This window comes from Streptomyces xylophagus, from assembly GCF_000716435.1.
Classification (GTDB): Bacteria; Actinomycetota; Actinomycetes; order Streptomycetales; family Streptomycetaceae; genus Streptomyces; species Streptomyces xylophagus.
Genome location: NZ_JNWO01000007.1, coordinates 124,694 through 142,525 on the forward strand (window position 1 = coordinate 124,694; position 17,832 = coordinate 142,525).

At 70.7% G+C, this 17,832-nt stretch carries 16 protein-coding genes; 7 read left to right on the plus strand and 9 right to left on the minus strand.

Translation table 11 applies throughout. The features are described from left to right. Positions 1-56: 56 nt before the first annotated feature. From OO70_RS15605 to OO70_RS15615, 3 genes are all read left to right on the plus strand, one after another. Complete coding sequence (locus OO70_RS15605) at positions 57-1,310, plus strand: FUSC family protein (protein WP_043670367.1); 1,254 nt, start codon at positions 57-59, stop codon at positions 1,308-1,310. A 97-nt stretch (positions 1,311-1,407) separates the two neighbouring features. Beyond that, on the plus strand, positions 1,408-2,454 hold the full coding sequence (locus OO70_RS15610) for a hypothetical protein (RefSeq protein ID WP_043670370.1): 1,047 nt from the start codon (positions 1,408-1,410) through the stop codon (positions 2,452-2,454). Between the two features lie 129 nt (positions 2,455-2,583). After that, the gene (locus tag OO70_RS15615; protein ID WP_199827318.1) at positions 2,584-3,804 is read left to right on the plus strand and encodes a lactonase family protein; all 1,221 of its coding nucleotides are present in this window, start codon (positions 2,584-2,586) and stop codon (positions 3,802-3,804) included. On the opposite strand, the gene OO70_RS15620 is transcribed toward OO70_RS15615, so the two are convergent. Both OO70_RS15620 and OO70_RS15625 read right to left on the minus strand, forming a co-directional pair. Then, the gene (locus OO70_RS15620) at positions 3,772-4,497 is read right to left on the minus strand and encodes a DUF2470 domain-containing protein (RefSeq protein ID WP_043670374.1); all 726 of its coding nucleotides are present in this window, start codon (positions 4,495-4,497) and stop codon (positions 3,772-3,774) included. The two genes, OO70_RS15615 and OO70_RS15620, sit on opposite strands and share 33 nt — an antisense overlap. A gap of 99 nt (positions 4,498-4,596) precedes the next feature. Further along, positions 4,597-5,205, minus strand: coding sequence for a TetR/AcrR family transcriptional regulator (locus OO70_RS15625; RefSeq protein WP_043670378.1), 609 nt, complete (start codon positions 5,203-5,205; stop codon positions 4,597-4,599). A gap of 108 nt (positions 5,206-5,313) precedes the next feature. On the opposite strand from OO70_RS15625, the gene OO70_RS15630 reads away from it, so the two are divergent. Then, the gene (locus OO70_RS15630) at positions 5,314-6,837 is read left to right on the plus strand and encodes a cytochrome P450 (RefSeq protein WP_043670381.1); all 1,524 of its coding nucleotides are present in this window, start codon (positions 5,314-5,316) and stop codon (positions 6,835-6,837) included. Here OO70_RS15630 and OO70_RS15635 read toward each other — a convergent pair. Continuing rightward, positions 6,799-7,629, minus strand: coding sequence for a pentapeptide repeat-containing protein (locus tag OO70_RS15635; protein ID WP_043670384.1), 831 nt, complete (start codon positions 7,627-7,629; stop codon positions 6,799-6,801). The two genes, OO70_RS15630 and OO70_RS15635, sit on opposite strands and share 39 nt — an antisense overlap. Positions 7,630-7,698: 69 nt before the next feature. Here OO70_RS15635 and OO70_RS15640 point away from each other — a divergent pair, with 69 nt between their 5' ends. The 3 genes from OO70_RS15640 (at position 7,699) to OO70_RS15650 (ending at position 11,675) form a co-directional block, all read left to right on the plus strand. Next, on the plus strand, positions 7,699-8,286 hold the full coding sequence (locus OO70_RS15640) for a TetR/AcrR family transcriptional regulator (protein WP_043670386.1): 588 nt from the start codon (positions 7,699-7,701) through the stop codon (positions 8,284-8,286). Next, entirely contained in the window at positions 8,286-9,440 is a 1,155-nt protein-coding gene (locus OO70_RS15645) for a serine hydrolase domain-containing protein (RefSeq protein ID WP_043670389.1), read from the plus strand. The genes OO70_RS15640 and OO70_RS15645 overlap by 1 nt, the downstream gene beginning before the upstream one ends. Before the next feature lie 72 nt (positions 9,441-9,512). After that, on the plus strand, positions 9,513-11,675 hold the full coding sequence (locus tag OO70_RS15650; protein ID WP_043670391.1) for a PI-PLC domain-containing protein: 2,163 nt from the start codon (positions 9,513-9,515) through the stop codon (positions 11,673-11,675). Positions 11,676-11,687: 12 nt separating this feature from the next. Here the strand turns inward: OO70_RS15650 and OO70_RS15655 are convergent, their stop codons facing one another. The 6 genes from OO70_RS15655 to rhaS all read right to left on the minus strand — a co-directional run bounded on the left by OO70_RS15655 (position 11,688) and on the right by rhaS (position 17,784). Next, positions 11,688-12,299, minus strand: a complete 612-nt coding sequence (locus OO70_RS15655; protein WP_043670395.1) for a hypothetical protein — start codon at positions 12,297-12,299, stop codon at positions 11,688-11,690. Between the two features lie 75 nt (positions 12,300-12,374). Further along, a complete protein-coding gene (locus OO70_RS15660; RefSeq protein ID WP_043670398.1) occupies positions 12,375-13,679 on the minus strand; it encodes an alpha/beta fold hydrolase in 1,305 nt (434 codons plus the stop codon). Between the two features lie 102 nt (positions 13,680-13,781). Further along, positions 13,782-14,807 (minus strand): LacI family DNA-binding transcriptional regulator, encoded by a 1,026-nt coding sequence (locus OO70_RS15665; protein ID WP_043670402.1) that lies wholly within the window; start codon positions 14,805-14,807, stop codon positions 13,782-13,784. Between the two features lie 88 nt (positions 14,808-14,895). Further along, positions 14,896-16,308, minus strand: a complete 1,413-nt coding sequence (locus OO70_RS15670) for a BNR repeat-containing protein (RefSeq protein ID WP_043670405.1) — start codon at positions 16,306-16,308, stop codon at positions 14,896-14,898. A gap of 22 nt (positions 16,309-16,330) precedes the next feature. Beyond that, the gene (locus OO70_RS15675; protein WP_033278944.1) at positions 16,331-16,651 is read right to left on the minus strand and encodes an L-rhamnose mutarotase; all 321 of its coding nucleotides are present in this window, start codon (positions 16,649-16,651) and stop codon (positions 16,331-16,333) included. 50 nt (positions 16,652-16,701) lie between these two features. Further along, positions 16,702-17,784: a rhamnose ABC transporter substrate-binding protein gene (gene rhaS / locus OO70_RS15680; RefSeq protein WP_043670409.1), complete on the minus strand. Its 1,083-nt coding sequence runs from the start codon at positions 17,782-17,784 to the stop codon at positions 16,702-16,704. Positions 17,785-17,832: the final 48 nt, after the last annotated feature.

The following is a 17,832-nucleotide window of genomic DNA, read 5'->3' on the forward strand; positions in this document are numbered from 1 at the left end:
AGCTACGGTCCTCAATGAGCACGTTCAGCGCACCCGTGAGAGGGAATAGGCCAAGGATGCGAGATGTCCGCGAGTGGACGGCGCCGCTGGTGCGGTTCGTGGGGCGGCACCGGGACCCGGTGGTCGTGCAGACGCTGCGGTCGGCGACCGCCGCGACGGTCGCGTATGTCGTCGCGCTGCGGCTGAGCCCCGAGCCCGCGCCGCTGACCGCTCCCCTGACCGCGCTCCTCGTCGTCCAGGTCACTCTCTACGCCACGCTCACCAACGGCATCCGCCGGGTGAACGCCGTGGTCGCGGGCGTCCTCGTAGCGATCGCCTTCAGCCTGCTGGTCGGTCTGACCTGGTGGAGCCTGGCCCTGCTGATCGTGGCCGCGCTCGTCGTCGGACGGCTGGTGAAGGTCGACGAGTACGTGCCCGAGGTGGCGATCAGCGCGATGCTGGTCCTCGGCGTCACCACGGTCGGGAATACCGCCTGGGCACGGGTGGTGGAGACGCTGATCGGCGCGGTCGTGGGGCTCGCCTGCAATTTCCTGCTGGCTCCCCCGGTGTGGGTGGACGAGGCGGGCGAGTCGATCGAGGGGCTGGCCCGTCGGCTACGGCGGCTGATGCGGCGCATGGGCGAGGAGGCGGCAGGCCGCACTCCCGTCGACCACGCCACCGCGCGGCTGCACGAGGCGCGCCGGCTCGACCACGACATCGTCGAGGTGGACGCGGCCCTCAGACAGGCTGAGGACAGCCTGCGGCTCAATCCGCGCGTCCGGGAGGGACTGCTGCACCGGGTCGTACTGCGGACCGGCCTGGACACGCTGGAGATCTGCACGGTCGTGCTCCGCGTCCTCGCCCGCACCTTCACCGACCTGGCGAAACAGCGCGACCCCGAGCCGCTGTTCGCGCCCCCGACGGGTGCGGCCGTAGAACAGCTGCTGTCCGAGATCGGCGACGCCGTGGTCAGTTTCGCGGTGCTGGTGACCACCGACGTGACGGTGAGCGCCGAGTCCGCGGAGTCGCGGCTCACCGCCGAGCTGCACACGGCCGCCGCGACCCGCGACAAGCTGGCGCAGCTGCTCCTGGAGGAGGTCCAGCGCGACGCGGCCCAGTGGCAGCTGCTGGGTGCCATGCTGACCGAGGTCAACCGCATGCTGGACGAGCTGGACACCGAGCACCGCTCGCGCCGCCTGATGGAGGAGCTGGACCGCGTCAGCCGTGAGCAGCGTGAGCGCCTGCCGTGGCTGACCTGGCTGCGGGAGCGGGTGGGTGTGCCGGAGCGGCTGCGCAGGAACCGGGGCACGGGCACCGATCGTTCTAGGTGACGGAGTCACCTGGGGGCGGGGCGCCTTCGGCAGCACGGCGAGGGGACGGGCCGTCCCCTACGGCACAGCGGAACTGCGGAGCTATGGGGGCGGGCACATGACCGACAGCGGCGTACGGATCGACGGGAACACTCTGCGGCTGCCCGGCGGGGCTGCGGTGCGGTTCGTCCGCACTCTGCGCCTGCCCGAGACGGGCACGCATCCGTTGCCGCCGGGGCTGGGCGAGTTCCCGGTCCGGCGGGTGGCGGACTTCCCGGACACGGTGCCCGAGCAGTGGCGGGCGCGGGGCGGGGTGATGCTGCCGGTGTATCTGCGCGAGGCGATGTGGCTGAGCTTCGGGGGCACGCGGGAGCCGGCCGCTCTCCAGGTCGGGGTGGGCAAGGTGTGCGCGGTCTCGGGGAAACCGTGGAGCGACCGACTGTCGCGGAACCCGCAGAACTACGTGGTGCTGCCCCGCCAGCCGTGGCTCGACGGCATCAACTCCGGCAAGGGGACGGTCCGTCAGTTCGTGGCGGTCCCGCTCGGCCTCGGTGCGACGGTCGAGGGCCAGGTCACGGGCGAGGAGGTGTGGGGAGGCGTACAACTCCAGTCCTTCCCGCTCACCGAGCGGGAGTTGACCAAGTGGCGCGAGGCGGAGCGCCGGCGGTCGGAGCGGGCGCGCGCGATCACGATGCCGGGCGGCGGGGGCTACGGCATGCCCGCCATGCCGATGGCCGCACAGGCCGCCCCCACACCCGGTGCGTCGGCGCGTGCGCCCAGGGCCGCCGCCATGGGCCTCGGTGTCGGCGGTTCGATGCGCCAGGAGGTCTACGAGGACGACCGCCCGCTGACCGCCTGGGCCGAGGAACCCGCCGGTCGGGTCTTCGTGCACCTCGTGACGCCTCCGGAGTGGCGCCGCATCACCGGCGAGGAACCGCCGCCGTCACCGGTGGACCGCGCCGCCTACACCCAAGCGGGACTCCCCTGGTTCGACTACTACGACCAGGACGCCGAGGATCTCGCCCCCACCGACACCCTGGAGACGGTGAAGCCGGTCGGCGACTGGCTGGGCGACGACCACGAACCCTGGCAGCAGCCCACGCCCGGCCAGGTGCAGCCCCTCAAGGACGCACAGGGCAAGCCGGTGGAGGACGGCGACTGGTAAACCACACAACCACACACCCCACACCCATTGCACCCTCCGCAACGCGCGTTGCCGGTCTTGCGCTCGACAGCCCCTCCACGCCAAGGTTGCTGTGACGACCGGGGCGAGCGACGACCTGAGGGTGTGAGCATGAGCAGTGGTGCGGACGCGTCACGCGAAGGCTGGAGCAGGCGCCGCTTCATCGGCGCCCTGGCGGGAACCGCGGCGGTGGTCGCGGTCCCGGCACCGGCCTCGGCACCGGCAGACCCCGAATCCGCTCCTACGGCCGCCCAGGCGCCGGCACCCGCCGCCGCACCGTCCCCCACCGGCAAGGCCGCAGGCCCTCGCCCCCTCTACCTCGGCACGTACACCTCGGTCGACGGCGGCGGCACGGGCATCGGCCTGGCGACCTACGACCCTGCGACGGGTCGGATCACGGGCGCGGGAACGCTCACCGGAGTCGCCGACCCGTCGTACCTCGCCGTGCATCCCGACGGCCGCACCCTGTACGCGGTCGACGAGCAGACGGCCGGCGCGGTGACCGCCGTACGCCTGGCGGACCGCAAGGTCCTCGGCACGCGGAGCACCGGCGGCGCGGGCCCCTGTCATCTGTCCGTGCACCCCACCGGACGCTGGCTGCTGAGCGCCAACTACACGTCCGGCAGCGTGGCCGTGCACCCGATCGACAGCTCGGGCGCGCTCGGCGCGCGCACCGCTCTGGTCAAGCACTCCAGTCCGCAGCCTGGCCCGGGCCAGGACGGCCCGCACGCGCACCAGTTCGTCACCGGTCCCGACGGCGGCCATGTCCTCGCCGTCGACCTGGGCACCGACACGGTCTACACCTACCGCCTGGACACCACGAAGGGCACGCTCGCCGAGGTCTCGCAGGCGCACACCCGCGCGGGTGCGGGCCCGCGCAGCCTGGCGTTCCACCCCGGCGGCCGGTACGCCTACCTGGCCAACGAGGTCGACGACACGATCGCGGTCTGCGCCTACGACCCGGCCACGGGCGGCCTGAAGATCGGCGACCCGCAGTCCAGCGGCAGCGCCGGCAGCACCACCAACTACCCGGCGCAGATCCTGGTGACGTCGAACGGCGCGTACGCCTATCTCGCCAACCGTGGCGACAACTCCCTTGCGCGGTACGCCGTCGAGGCGGACGGCGCCCGGCTCAGGCTGCTCGACACCGTGCCGGTGAGCGGTGACTTCCCGCGGCAGATCGCGTTCTCGCCGGACGGGACGCTGCTGTTCGCGGCGAACCAGAGGTCGAGCACGGTGAGCGTGTTCCAGGTGGACGGCACGACCGGTCAACTGCGGCTCACGGGCGAGCCGTTCGCGTCACCGGTCGCCGTCTGTGCGCTGCCGCTGTAGGGGGCGCGGGCAGGACGCGGCGCTGGCCTGGGTGAGCAGTACGTGCATGCGCTCGGTGAGGTGGGCGACGGAATCGGCGGGCGCGTGGAACGGCAGGCGTACGTCGCCGTGGGTGCGGGCGCGTTCGATGCGCAGGGTCAGCCCGTGCCGGTCGACGGCGAGGGGCTGGACGCGGACCGCGCCGTGCAGGCTGTCGGGTTCGACGAGCCGGGTGAGCCGCTCGACCGCGTCGGAGTGGCAGTCGGCGAGGTGGGTCAGCAGCTGGGCCTCGGCGAGGGCCAGCGGGTCGGGTTCGGCGGCGGCGAACTCGTCGAGGTCGATGACCACCGCGCCGGACGCCGGGCGCAGCACCACGCGCGTGGGGCGAAAGGCGAGTTGGTCGTCCTCGGGCACGAACCAGCCGGCGAGCCACAGCCTGGCCCGGATACGGTTGCGCACAGGGACCGGTGCGACGTCCGCGAACTCCAGGACGGCGGACGGCTCCCCGCGCGGCGCGCAGATCGCGGCGGCCAACAGGGCGCTGTCCTCGGGCACTTGGAGGAGCACCCGGCCGTCGTCGTCGACGCTGTGCGCGCCGACGAACTCCTCGCGACCGCCCTCCGCGGTCACCGCGCAGGACCATGCGGCGGCGAGCACCGAGCGGGCCCGCTCGGCCGCGGCAGGCACGGCCGTCCACGATTGGCTGTCACCCATCCCTGAACCTCCTTAGGTAAGCCTTGCCTAACTTACCGAAGATCGGAGCGCACGCCAACCACGCCACGCAATCTCTCCACCAAGTCGTCCTGGACGAGTTCAGGGCGCGATGACGCCCAACAGCGCCCGCGCGCACAGATCGCGCACCTGCTCCCGGCTCAACTCCGGGCCACGCAACCACTCCAGACAGACGGCGGTGGTGAAAGCCAGCCAGCCGCGCACCGCGAGTTTCACATCGGCCCGTTCCCCCAGGGCCGGCCCGAACTCGGGGTCCGCCGCCAGCGCGACCAGGATCTGCCGCTCCTGCGCCGCCAACGCCCGCTGGTAGACCCGCCGTACAGTCTGGTCCCCCGCCGCGTCGGCGCGGTGGAAGGCGCGGTAGCCGTGCGCGTGGGTGTGCACGTACTCCAGATACGTGTCGAGGGCGACGGCGAGTTGTTCGCGAGCAGGCACTCCGGGCACAGCTGCCGTCATCCGCAGCATCCGCTCGCTCTCGCGCTCCACCACGGCCGCGAAGAAGTCCCGCTTGGTCGGGAAGTAGTGGTAGAGCAGCCCGCGGGAGACCCCGGCGATCTCGGCGACCTGCTCGATCCACACCTCGTCATAGGGGTTCTCCGAGAACAACCGCGCGCCCACCGTGAGGAGTTGCTCCTTGCGCTCCTCGGTACTGAGCCGGCGGCGCGTGCGCTCACCCTGGTTCGCGGCCATTCCCGCACTTTACTTGACGTCGGTTCAACAACGGGATCAGACTTGAACCCGCTATTGAACCCACGTACAACAGGCTCAACCTGCCGCTGACTCAAGGGAGATCGCGTCATGGCGGAGACGACGACGGCGACGCCGACCGCGCTGCCGAAGGGATTCCGGGACGCCGAGCAGGGCTGGCCCCACCTCGACCGCCTCCCGCATCCCCCGCGCCGGGTCCCGTTCCTCGGTGACATCATCGGCGCGGACCGCCGCACGCCCCTGCAGGACTCACTGCGCTACGCCGGCCAACTCGGCCCGATCTTCCGCCGGAAGGCCTTCGGCAAGGAGTTCGTGTTCGTGTGGGGCGCCGACCTGGTCGCCGACATGGCGGACGAGTCACGGTTCGCCAAGCACGTGGGCCTCGGGGTCGCGAATCTGCGGCCGGTCGCCGGGGACGGGCTGTTCACGGCGTACAACCACGAGCCCAACTGGCAGCTGGCGCACGACGTCCTGGCCCCCGGCTTCAGCCGCGAGGCCATGGAGGGCTACCACCCGATGATGCTGGCTGTGGCCGAACGTCTGACGGACCACTGGGACCGCGAACTGACCGCCGGACGGTCGGTGGACGTCCCCGGCGACATGACCAAGCTGACCCTGGAGACGATCGCGCGCACCGGCTTCGGCCACGACTTCGGCTCGTTCGAACGTGACCGCCCGCACCCCTTCGTGACGTCGATGGTGGGCACGCTCAGCTACGCGCAGCGCCTCAACTCCGTGCCCGCGCCGCTCGCCCCGCTCCTGCTGCGCACCGCGACCCGCCGCAACGAGGCCGACATCGCCTACCTCAACCGCACGGTCGACGCTCTCGTGCGGACCCGCCGTACGGCGAGCGGTGACGGCGACCTGCTCGACCGGATGCTGGACACGACCCACCCGGAGACCGGCGAGCGCCTCTCCCCCGAGAACGTCCGCCGCCAGGTCATCACCTTCCTGGTCGCCGGCCACGAGACGACCTCGGGTTCCCTGTCCTTCGCGCTGCACTACCTCGCCCGCCACCCCGACATCGCGGCCCGCGCCCGCGCCGAGGTCGACCGCGTCTGGGGCGACACGGAGGTCCCGGGCTACGACCAGGTCGCCAAGCTGCGCTACGTCCGCCGGGTGCTCGACGAGTCGCTGCGGCTGTGGCCGACGGCCCCCGCGTACGCCCGCGAGGCCACCCGGGACACCGAACTCGCCGGGATCCACCCGATGCGGCGGGGCGCCTGGGCGCTGATCCTGACGCCGATGCTGCACCGCGACCCCGAGGTGTGGGGCGCGGACGCGGAACGGTTCGACCCGGACCGCTTCGACGCCAAGGCCGTCCGCTCCCGCGCCCCGCACACCTTCAAGCCGTTCGGGACGGGGGCGCGGGCCTGCATCGGCCGCCAGTTCGCCCTCCACGAGGCGACCCTGGTCCTGGGCCTGCTGCTGCGCCGCTACGAGCTGCGCCCCGACCCGGCGTACCAATTGCGGGTGACCGAGCGCCTGACGCTGATGCCGGAGGGTCTACGGCTGCACCTGGACCGGCGCACGGCGTCCGGGCCTGCGGCTGCGGTCCCGGACGAAGGCCGCCCCTCAGAGGCCCGCTGCCCAGTGCACGGGACGGACGACTGACCCCGGCAGCCTGGTCCCGGCGCTGCCCCGGGCCGCGTTGACCTGGGGCTGGGTGAGGAAGAACGCGCCGGTCAGATCGGCGTCCGTGAGGTCGGCATCGCGCAGATCCGCACCGATCAGATCCGCACCCCGCAGATCGGCTCCGGTGAGATCCGCGGCAATGAGATAGGCGCCGCGCAGGTTGGCCCGGTTCAGATCGGCGCCCTTGAGCCGGGCACCCATGAGATCGGCACCGCGCCGGTCCTTCTTCTTCCCCTTCACCCCGGCCCGCATCAACTCGCTGGTCCGCAACAGCAACACGTTGACCTCCTGCCGATGCGCGCCCACGTCCAACACGCCCAGCGCTTCGGGCGTCCCGCGTGTGAGCGCGTCGGTGGTTTCCAGCGCACGACGCAACTCGCCATGGATCGACTCGGCTGCGGGAAGGTCGAGCGCCTCGGTCAGGTACCACAGCAGCTCGTGAAGCTGCCGTACGACAGGAAACACGTCGAACGTCCGACGCGACTCCGCGCGCGGGACCGTACGCCAGTCCTGACCACCGAAGGTGAGCTGCGAGACCTTCTGCCCGGCCCCGAAGCAGTCGTAGACAGTGCAGCCGGTGAAACCCTTCGGCCGGAGCTTGGCGTGGATTCCACAGCGGTGATCGCTCTGGAGATTCGGGCACGGTGTCCCCGCGGCCTTGTCGATCGCGAAGTCCGTCGCGGCGGTGAAGGGCAGCGCCACACAGCACAGCCCGAAACACCGCTCGCAGTCGCCGCGCAGGTCGGCCAGGGCCGCTATGTGATCTTCCATGACGTCCAGCCTACTGATCTGCCGGCAACACCATGGACCCACATCGAACCGATCGGTACCATCTCCCCCATGCCCGTACCCAAAGGAACGGCCCTGGACCCCGACCGCACCCGCGCGACACTCCTCGCCTCCGCGACCGAGATCCTCTACGCACGCGGACTGGACGGCGTCGGCGTGGCCGAGCTGTGCCGGGCGGTCGGTGCCTCCAAGGAGACGCTGTACCGCCACTTCGGTTCGAAGGACGGCCTGGTCGAGGCGGTGCTGGAGGCCCGGAGCGACCGGGTGGTGCACTGGCTCACGGAGGCGGTGGAGGCGGCCGGCCCCGACCCGCGCGCCCAACTCACCGCACTCTTCGACGTGTTGGCTGACTGGTACCGACAGCCCGGCTTCCGGGGCTGCGCGATCGTCAACGCGGCGACACAGCGGCACACTCCGCCCGCCCGCACGCTGGCAGACCGCCATCTGTCCCGCTACGGCGCACTGCTCACCGGCATCGCCGAACGCGCCGGTGCCCGCGAACCGGCCCTCCTGGGACGGCAGTTGCTGATCCTGCTGGAGGGCGCCACAGTCGTGGCCGACCACCACGACCCGCACGACCGGGCCGCCGAGGACGCCAAGCAGGCGGCCCTCGCCCTGCTGTCGTCGCAGGGGGCGTGATGGACGTCCAGGGCCGTACGGCGCCCGGCTTCGAGAAGGTCGCGGAGGTCTTCGCCGCCAACTTCGAGCGGTACGGCGAGGTGGGCGCCGCCTTCGCCGCGTACCGGGACGGCGAACCCGTCGTGGACCTGTGGGCCGGGGTGACCGACCCCGGAACAGGGCACCCCTGGCAGGCGGACACGCTCCAACTCGTCTTCTCCGGAGCCAAGGGCCTGACGACCGCGTGCGTGTTGCTGCTGGTCGAGCGTGGCCTGCTGGAACTGGACGCCCCGGCCGCCCGCTACTGGCCGGAGTCCGCCGCGGCCGGCAAGGAGCGGATCACGGTCGCCGAGATCCTGTCCCACCAGGCACGGCTCCCGGGCGTACAACAGCCCGTCGACACCGAGGAGTTGCTGAACCCGGAGCACATGGCGAAGCTCCTCGCCGCACAGGCTCCGTCGACCGATCCGCGGGCCGCGTTCCTCTACCACGCGCTGACGTGGGGCTGGCTGACCGGGGAGTTGGTGCGCCGGGTGGACGGCCGCACCGTGGGCGCTCTGTTCGCCGACGAGTTCGCGGGCCCGCTCGACCTGGACATCTGGCTGGGGCTGCCGGACACGGAGCACCACCGGGTCGCGACGACGATCGCAGGGCCGGGCGTGCTGCGGCCGGAGGATGAGGAGGAGGAGGGGGACGCCTTGCAGATCCTGACCCGCAATCCCCTACTGGCTCCCGACGCACCCGCTCTGTGGAACTCCCCCGCTTTCCGCCGGGCCCAACTCCCGGCGGTGGGCGCACATGTGACGGCCCGTTCGATGGCCCGCTTCTACGCCTGCCTCGCCCAGGGCGGCGAGTGGGACGGCGTCCGGGTGCTCGACAAGGCCACCGTACGGCTCGGGCGGCGGGAACTGCGCCGGGGCGTCTCGCCGTTGTGGGGCACCCCGATGGCGTACGGCGCCGGTTTCGAACTCCGCACGGAACTGGGCCTGTTCGGCCCGCCGCCGGAGACCTTCGGCCATGCCGGCGCGGGAGGCTCCCGGCACGGTGCCTGGCCCGGCGAGCGGATCGGTTTCTCGTACACGATGAACCTGACCCGCGCGGAGTTCCCGGACCGGCGGCCGCTGGACCTGCTGGCCTCGTTGCACGAGGCAGCGCTCACTGTCCCAGGGCGCTGACGTCGAGGTGGGCCGGCCGGTCCGGGTCGGTCCGTTTGCGGGGCGGCTGGGGCAGGACGACGATGGTGAGTCATGGACCCGGTCGGCGTCGCGTCCCGCAGGTTGTCGCGTATCGCGGCCCTGGTGCTGGCCGTCCTCGCCACGGCAGTCCTCACGACTGCGGCCACGGCCCGCTCCACCGTGGTCTCACCAGGGTTCTACCGGTCCGTGCTGGACGAGCAGAAGGTCTACGACCGGCTGTACAACCAGGTGCTGGTCGATCCGAAGACGGCGGCGGTCACCCGGGGGCTGCTGGCCCGGCTGCCTGTTCCGGAAGCGCAGGTCACCTCCAATCTCAAGCTGGTGCTGCCGCCGGAGACGGTCCGGGATCTCACCCAGCAGCAGATCAACGCCGTGGTGGGCTATCTGGGCGGCAAGCGCGACTCGCTGGACCTCACGGTCGATCTACGGCCGGTGCTGGCCAACCTCAACGACCTGGCCCAGATCTACTTCGGCGATCTCGTCGCCTCCGTCCAGGACCGGCCCGAGCCGGACTTCGAGCGCTTCTCGACCGACCTGTCCACCGCCCTGGGTGCCGTCGTCGCGGGGCATGTGCCCGGCGGGCTGCCCGCTCTTCCGCTGACCGGAGCGCAGGCGGAGCAGGCTGCCGGGACGCTGGTGAGCGGTCTGCCCGTAGCGGAGCGGGACGCCCTGCGTCCGGCGGTCGAGGCGGCGCTGCGGGACGGGGATGTCGCTACCGCGCTCGCGACCGTGGCCCCCGCCGTCGTGTCGGACCGGACCCGTACGGCCGCCGCCCAACTGCGGGCGACCGTCGGCGGCACCTGGAATCTCACCGACACCCTCGCCGCGTCCGGCAACGACCTGGCGCCCCTCCATCGCGCCCGCACCTACACCGCCGTCGGACTCGGTCTCGCGGAGGCCCTCGCCTCGGCGCTTCTCCTCGTCGCGCTGGTGGTGCTGTGGGTCGGCGGAGGCTCGGCGCCTCCAGGCCGTCGGCTGCTCCCCCTGGGGTGGTCGCTCGCGGCCGGTGGGGTGCTGGCCGCGCTCATCGCCCTCCTGTTCCGGCTGGTCAGCGGTGGGCGGGTGATCGATCCGCCGGGTTCCTGGCCGCCGAGTCTGGCCCGGCTGGTCGACGATGTGCAGCGCACGGCCCTGGACCGGCTCACGACCACCGCCCTGACGACGGCCCTGGTGCCCGTGCTGGCCGGTGCCCTCCTGACCGGTGTGGGCTGGGCCCTCCAGGTCCGGCCGCACGTCCCCGCGCTGCCGCGCATCCGGTGGCTCGCTCTGGCCACGGGCGGCGCCGCCGTCGCCGGCGTCCTGCTGGTGCCGTACGCCGTCACGCCAGCCGCGTCCCGCACCTGCGAGGGCAGTGCGCAACTGTGCGACCGGTCCTACGACGAGGTCGCCTACCTCACCTCGCACAACGCGATGTCGACGACCGTCGACCGGTTCATCGGCCCGCTCCAGGACCCGGGCATCTCCGCCCAGTTGGACGACGGGGTGCGTGCCCTGCAGATCGACACCTACCGGTGGGAGCTGCCGGACGAGATCACCCAGCGGCTCGCCGAGTCCGACTTCACCCCGGAACAGCGGAAGTTCATCGCCGCGGCCGTGGACAGGTTCAACCCGCCGCGTGAGGGGCTGTGGCTGTGCCACTCCGTGTGCCGGGCGGGGGCGATCGCGCTGGTGCCCGCGCTGCGCGAGATCGGTGACTGGATGCGCGCCCATCCGACCGAGGTCGTCACGCTGATCGTGCAGGACGCGATCAGCGGCGAGGACACCCAACAGGCCTTCGCGCAGGCCGGGTTGACCGACCTGGTCCACACCCCTGACCCCGATCCCGCGAAGCCCTGGCCATCCCTCGGCGACATGATCGACAGCGGGCGTCGGCTCGTCGTCTTCGCCGAGCGGGCCGACGGTCCGGCGCCCTGGTACCGGAACTTCTACGACTACGGGATGGAGACCCCGTTCGCGTTCCGCACGCCGGACGCGATGAGTTGCGTACCGCATCGCGGTGGCACCGACAAGCGCCTGTTCCTGCTCAACCACTTCGTCACCATCGACGGCGGCAGCCGGCTGGACGCGGGCAAGGTCAACGCCCGCCAGTACGTGCTCGACCGCGTCCACCGCTGCGAGCGGGAACGCGGTCGGCCGGTGAACTTCGTCGCCGTCGACTACACGACGATCGGGGACGCGGGATCAGCCGTGGACGAGCTCAACTCCCAGCGTTAGGCGACCCGTTGCTCAATAGCGCTGCGCCTTCGCCAACTTCGGGGTGAGCACCGGCTCCGGCGGCTTGGTGCTGATGGCGATCGGCTGGGCCTTCGCGCCGGGGGCGAGGTTCTCGGCGCCGACGTAGCGGGTCTCCACCACCTTCCCCGAGGAGTCGAGGAAGTCGACCTGGACGGCGTAGGACGCCTTCTTGTCGGTCTTGTCGGTGATGGTGACGACGACGGCGAGCAGTCCGCCGGTCTGGGCGCGCGGTTTGCCGGTCATGGCGACCTCGGACATCGCGTTGCCCTGGCCCTTGACGTCCTTGAGTTCGTTCTGGGCGTCCTTGCTCGCACGGGCCACCTCGGCCGACACGGAGGCCTCGAAGGAGGATGCGGCGGCCGAGGCGGAGGATGCGGCGGCGGAGGCCCGGGCCTGGGCCGATGCGATCGCCGAGGAGGCGGCCGACTTCAGGGCCGACGGTGTCATGCCCGAGAAGGAGGCCGTGTCCGGTGTCGACACCTGCGAGCTGCTGCCGGAGCTGTTGTTGTCGTCGCCGCACGAGACCAGCGCGACCGTGCTCGCCGCGACGACGGCGAGGACCAGGGCGGCCGGGCGGGCCCGGCGGAGTGACTTGGTATTCATCGAAATGAACCTTATGTCGGAAATTTCGATGTCACATCTCGTCGCCGCCGGTCTCACATCCCGTCGCCGCCGCTCTCACGCCTCGTCGCGCGTGAGGGCGAGCAGTCGGTCCAGGACGCGCGGGCCGCCGGCCCGTACGCCGTCGTGTTCGAACTCGTCGGTGACCCAGGTGCGCAGGCCGCGGATCGAGCGGGCGGTCTGGAGGGAGTGGGTCGCGTCGACGTACATGTCGTCGTGGTAGACGGCCGCGGCGACCGGAACCTCGTTGGCGGCGAGGCGCGCCGGGTCGTAGAGGGGCTGCCAGTCGGTGCGGGCGGCGAGGAGTTCGGCGGTGTCGCGGAGCGGGCGCAGGGCGGGGTCGCAGTCGAACATCCAGGGGTGGATGGACTCGCCGGTGAAGAGGAGAGGGCTGTCGCCCGCGAGGGTCTTGGCCGCGTCGAACTGCGGGAACTCGGCGCGGACGCGCTCGGCCGACCAGGCGGTGGGGCGGCTGTCCTGGCCGTAGGTCGCCTCGTGGACGAGGGCGTAGAGGGGGTGGCCGGCGTAGGAGAGGGAGTTCTGGACCTCTTCCTGGAACGCGTCGGAGAGTTCGTGGCCCTGTGGGGTGCGGACGAAGGCGTGCTCGAGGAGGAAGTGGAGGCGGTGGCTGCCCTCGCTGCCGCCAAGCATGATGCCGAGGGACTGGAAGGCTTCGACGGTGAGCCGGTAGCCGTTGGGGAGGACCGGCTCGTGCTGCATCACGTACTCGGCGATGCGGCGGGCCCGGTCCACGTCCTGCGGGTAGCGGTCGTAGTGGGCGGTGACCTTGCGCTCGATGCGCGGGTAGGCGGCCCGGTAGACGTCGTCGGCGTGGGCGTCGAGGGACGGCAGGCCGCCGGTGAGGACGGCGGCGCACAGGCCTTCGGGGGCGGTGGAGAGGTAGTTCACCGTACAGAAGCCACCGAAGCTCTGGCCGAGGACGGTCCAGGGGGCACCGCCGGTGACGGCCGACCGGATCGTCTCGCAGTCCCGGACGATGGAGTCGGCGCGGAAGTGCGTGAGGTGGTCGGCCTGCTCGGCGGGGCCGCCGCGCAGCGGGAGCGTCTGCCGGGTGAGCGGGGTGGAGTGGCCGGTGCCGCGCTGGTCGAGGAGGAGCACCCGGTATTCGTCCAGAGCCCGGCCGAGCCAGGCCTGTCTACCGACGAAACGATTCGCCCCGAAACCTGGTCCGCCCTGGAGGTAGACCAGCCACGGCAGGTCCTCCCGGTCCGCCTTGTCACTCGCGACGACCTCACGGGCGTAGAGCTCGATGGTCTCGCCCGTGGGGTCCTCGTGGTCGAGGGGCACGGTGAAGTGGCGGTCGGTGAGGACGACGCCGGGCTGGCGGTAGCTGACGGACAACGGTGCTCCTGGGACGGACGGGATGACGGGCCGCGTCACAGTTCAGCACATGTGCGTCCGATATCCGACCCCCTGGATCATGAAATCCTACTGACCGGACGATCAGCGTGCGGCGAGACTGGAGCGGCGCACCACCAGTTCCGGCTGGAGCACGACCCGCCGGTGTTCGTGCGGACGGGCGGCGGTCTCCGCCTCGGTCTCCTCCAGGAGCAGTTCGGCGGCCAGCGCGCCCATGGTGACGGCGGGCTGGCGGACCGAGGTGAGCGGTACGGCGGCCGCGGCGGCGAACTCGATGTCGTCGTAGCCGACGATCGCGAGGTCGTCGGGGACGCCGACCCCGGCCGCGTACATGGCCTGGAGCACGCCGAGGGCGAGGAGGTCGTTGGCGCAGAAGACGGCCGTGGGGCGGTCGGCGAGGCCGAGCAGCCGCGCGCCGGCGTCCCGCCCGGCGGCCACGTCGAGCCGGTCGGTGGGCAGCTCGCGCAGCGAGTCGGGGTCGAGACCGGCCTCCGCGAGCGCGTTCTTGGCGCCCGTACGGCGGTCCCGCACCTGGTTGAAGCCGGGCGGACCGCTGACGTACGCGATGGAGCGGTGCCCGGCGTCGACCAGGTGCCGCACGGCGAGCGCGCCGCCGGCGACGTCGTCGACGGAGACCGAGCACTCGGTGGTGCCCTCGGCGACCCGGTCGACAAGCACGAAGGGGATGCCGTGCCGGCGGAACGACTCGATGTTCCGCCCGGTCGCGTCGGCCGGGGTCAACAGCACGCCCCGGACCCGCTGTTCGGCGAAGAGCGACAGATACTCGGCCTCCTCGCCGGGGCTCTGCGCGCTGTTGCAGACCATCACGCCGAGCCCGGACTCGCGTGCGGCGCGCTCGGCGCCGCGGGCCACGTCCACGAAGAACGGGTTGCCCATGTCGAGAACGAGCAGTCCCATGATCCGGCTCCGGCCCGCGCGCAGCTGACGCGCCGACTCGCTGCGCACATAGCCGAGCCGGTCGATCGCGGACAGCACCCGGGCCCGGGTCTCCGTGGCGACGGTGTCCGGGCGGTTGATGACGTTCGAGACCGTGCCGACGGAGACTCCGGCGGCACGGGCGACGTCCTTGATACCCACCGGCTGGGCCATCAGGCGGAGACCTCCAGGGTGACGTGGGACGGCGGGAAGGTCTTCACATTACCGTCATGACCTTTGCCGACTCCGGCGACCGTGCCGGTCACGCGGGCAGGGCGAAGTCGACGACGTGGAGTGCCGAGGGGGTCGTACCGCTCGACTTCTCCTGGTACATGAACGACAGCACGTTGTCCGCCTTCACCCGCAGCTCGTCGATGACGACCTCGCCGAACGCGTTCAGGTCGCTCCCGTCGTACAGCAGCGCCCAGTCGGAGTACCCGGAGGACTTCGAGGCGGCGGCGATACGGCCGTAGGGCAGGACCGCGTAGGCGTTGTCGTACTTGTCCAGGACCAGCTTGGTGCGCTGGCTGGAGTTCAGGGCGATGGGGATCTCGGTCTTCTGCCAGGTGCCCGACGCGTTCTTGCGGACGTGGAAGGCGCGGCCGTTGGTCGTGCGGTCCGTGACGTAGTTGGTGGTGCACTGGCCGAAGCGGCCGGGGACGTAGCTGATGATCGCGTGCGGGAGCCCGGTGGAGTCGGTGGTCTGGCTCTCCTGGTTCATCAGGGAGTGTTCGGGATTGAGGGAGTCGACGACCAGTCCGGCGTCCGTGACCGCCACCGTGTCCGAACTGCCTGTCGTCCCTACGACAGTTCCGGCGTCGTTGCGCCAACTGCGGCCCCGGTCGGTCGAGTAGACATAGCCGGTGTCGTGGTTGGTGATACCGCCGCTGTTGCACATCACGGCGGCGGACTGCTCGCGCCAGGTGAAGAAGGAGTGCAGGCGGCCGTTGACGTCGTAGTCGATGCCGTGGAGGTACATGTTGCGGGCGGTGCTGGAGCCGTGGGTGCTGGTGTAGGTACCGGTGGAGCTGGTCCACTCCCCCAGCGCGGTCCAGGTCGAACCGTCGTACTCCGCAAGGGCGTTGCGGCCGTTGCCGGAGATCCCGACGCGGTAGCTGAGCTGCAGCCTGCCTTCGGGGGTGGCGATGAACTGGGGGTAGGTGAACTGGGTGGTGAGGGCTACTCCGTCCAGCGAGGTCTGTACGGCGCCGAGGACGGCCGAAGTCCAGGCGATGGACGCCGGGTTGTCGAGGAGACCGGCGATCGACTTGACGTAGAAGAAGCCGTCGCTGTGGGAGTCCATGTTGAGGTGAAGACGGCCGTCTGCACGGGACACACCCATGGAGATGACGTTGTGGGAGTCGTCGCTCTTCAGGGTGTGGGAGAGGGTGATCTTCGACCAGGTGGTGCCGCCGAGGACCCGGCGGGCGACGACGGCGTTCTTGGTGGACGTGTACCAGGCCGCGTACTGATAGCCCTTGTAGGTCAACAGGCCGTTCTTCTGGAACGAGTTGTTGTTGACCAGGCCGTCGTAGGAGACGAAGTAGACGGCCTGGGCGTCGAGTTGGGTGGTGTTCTTCCTTGTGACGGACGGGCCGGGGTCGGCCGCCCGTGCGATGCCCGGCGTTGCCACGGCCGCAAGTATGGCGGTCGTGAGCACGGCGCGTCTTTTCATGTGAGCGGCTCCTGTGGGGGGATCACGCGAGGTGGAAGACCTCGGTGAGGGGCTTCATCGCTTCGTCGGGACGGGCGCCGTCCAGGGACTCGAAGAACGGCGCCATCTCCGCCTGCCAGCGGGAGTTGATGTCGGTGGCTTCCATGCCGGCCTGGGCGGCGGCGAAGTCCTCGGTCTCCAAGTAGCCGACCAGCAGGCCGTCTTCACGCAGGAAGAGCGAGTAGTTGTGCCAGCCGGTGGCCGAGAGTGCGTCGAGCATCTCGGGCCACACGGCGGCGTGCCGCTCGCGGTACTCGTCGAGGCGGTCCGCCCGGACCTTCAGCAGGAAACACACGCGCTGCATCAACACCCCTTAGGGAAAAGGGACTTCGGGGACTCCTGGGACTTCGGGGACTAGAAGTTGAACTGGTCGATGTTCTTCGCGTCGAACACGGTCGGCTTGCCCAGGCTGATCACGCCGTCCTTGCCGATGGTGTACGACGTCCCGCCGGCCTTGAAGGTCTCGCCCTCCTTGCCGGTGATCTGCCCCGACACCAGCGCCACCGCCGTCTGCGCGGCGAGGGCGCCGAGCTTCGCCGGGTCCCACAGCTCGAAGCCCTCGACGGTGCCGTTCTTGACGTACTTGCGCATGTCGTTCGGGGTGCCGAGGCCGGTCAGCTTGACCTTGCCCTTGTACTTGGAGCCGGACAGGTACTGGGCGGCGGCCTTGATGCCGACGGTGGTCGGGGAGATGATCCCCTTCAGGTTCGGGTGCTCCTGGAGGAGACCCTGGGTCTGCTGGAAGGACTGCTGGGCGTCGTCGTTGCCGTAGGCGACCTTGACCAGCTTGATGTTCTTGTACTTCGGGTCCTTCAACTCCTCCTTCATGAAGCCGATCCAGGTGTTCTGATTCGTCGCGGTCTGCGCGGCCGACAGGATCGCGATCTCGCCCTTGTAGCCGATCTGCTGGGCGAGCAACTGCACCTCGGTGCGGCCGAGGTCCTCGGAACTGGCCTGCGACACGAACGCGTTGCGGCACTCGGGGTTGGTGTCGGAGTCGTAGGTGACGACCTTGATCTTGTTGCTCATCGCCTGCTTGAGCGCGGTGCACAGGGCGCCCGGGTCCTGCGCGGAGACGGCGATCGCGTTCACCTGCTGCTGGGTGAGCGTGTTGACGTAACTCACCTGGCCGGCGGTGTCGGTGGCACTGGTCGTGCCCACCTCCTTGTACTTCTCGCCCAGTTCGGTGAGCGCCTTCTCGCCGCCCTTGTCGGACGTGGTGAAGTACGGGTTGTTGACCGCCTTGGGCAGGAACCCGACGGTGAGCCCCTTCTTGAGGGCGGCGTTCGGGTCCGCCTTGCCACCGGTGACGGCCGACCCGGTGTTCTCGTCCTTGACGTCCTTCTTGGTGGTACCACCGCAGGCGGTGGCGACGAGGGTGAGAGAAGTGACGGCGACGAGGGCCGCAAGGGCACGACGAAGGGATGTTTTGCGCATGGCAAGGGTTCCTTTGTTACGAGGGTGAGGAGGAGCGCCCCTTCAGGG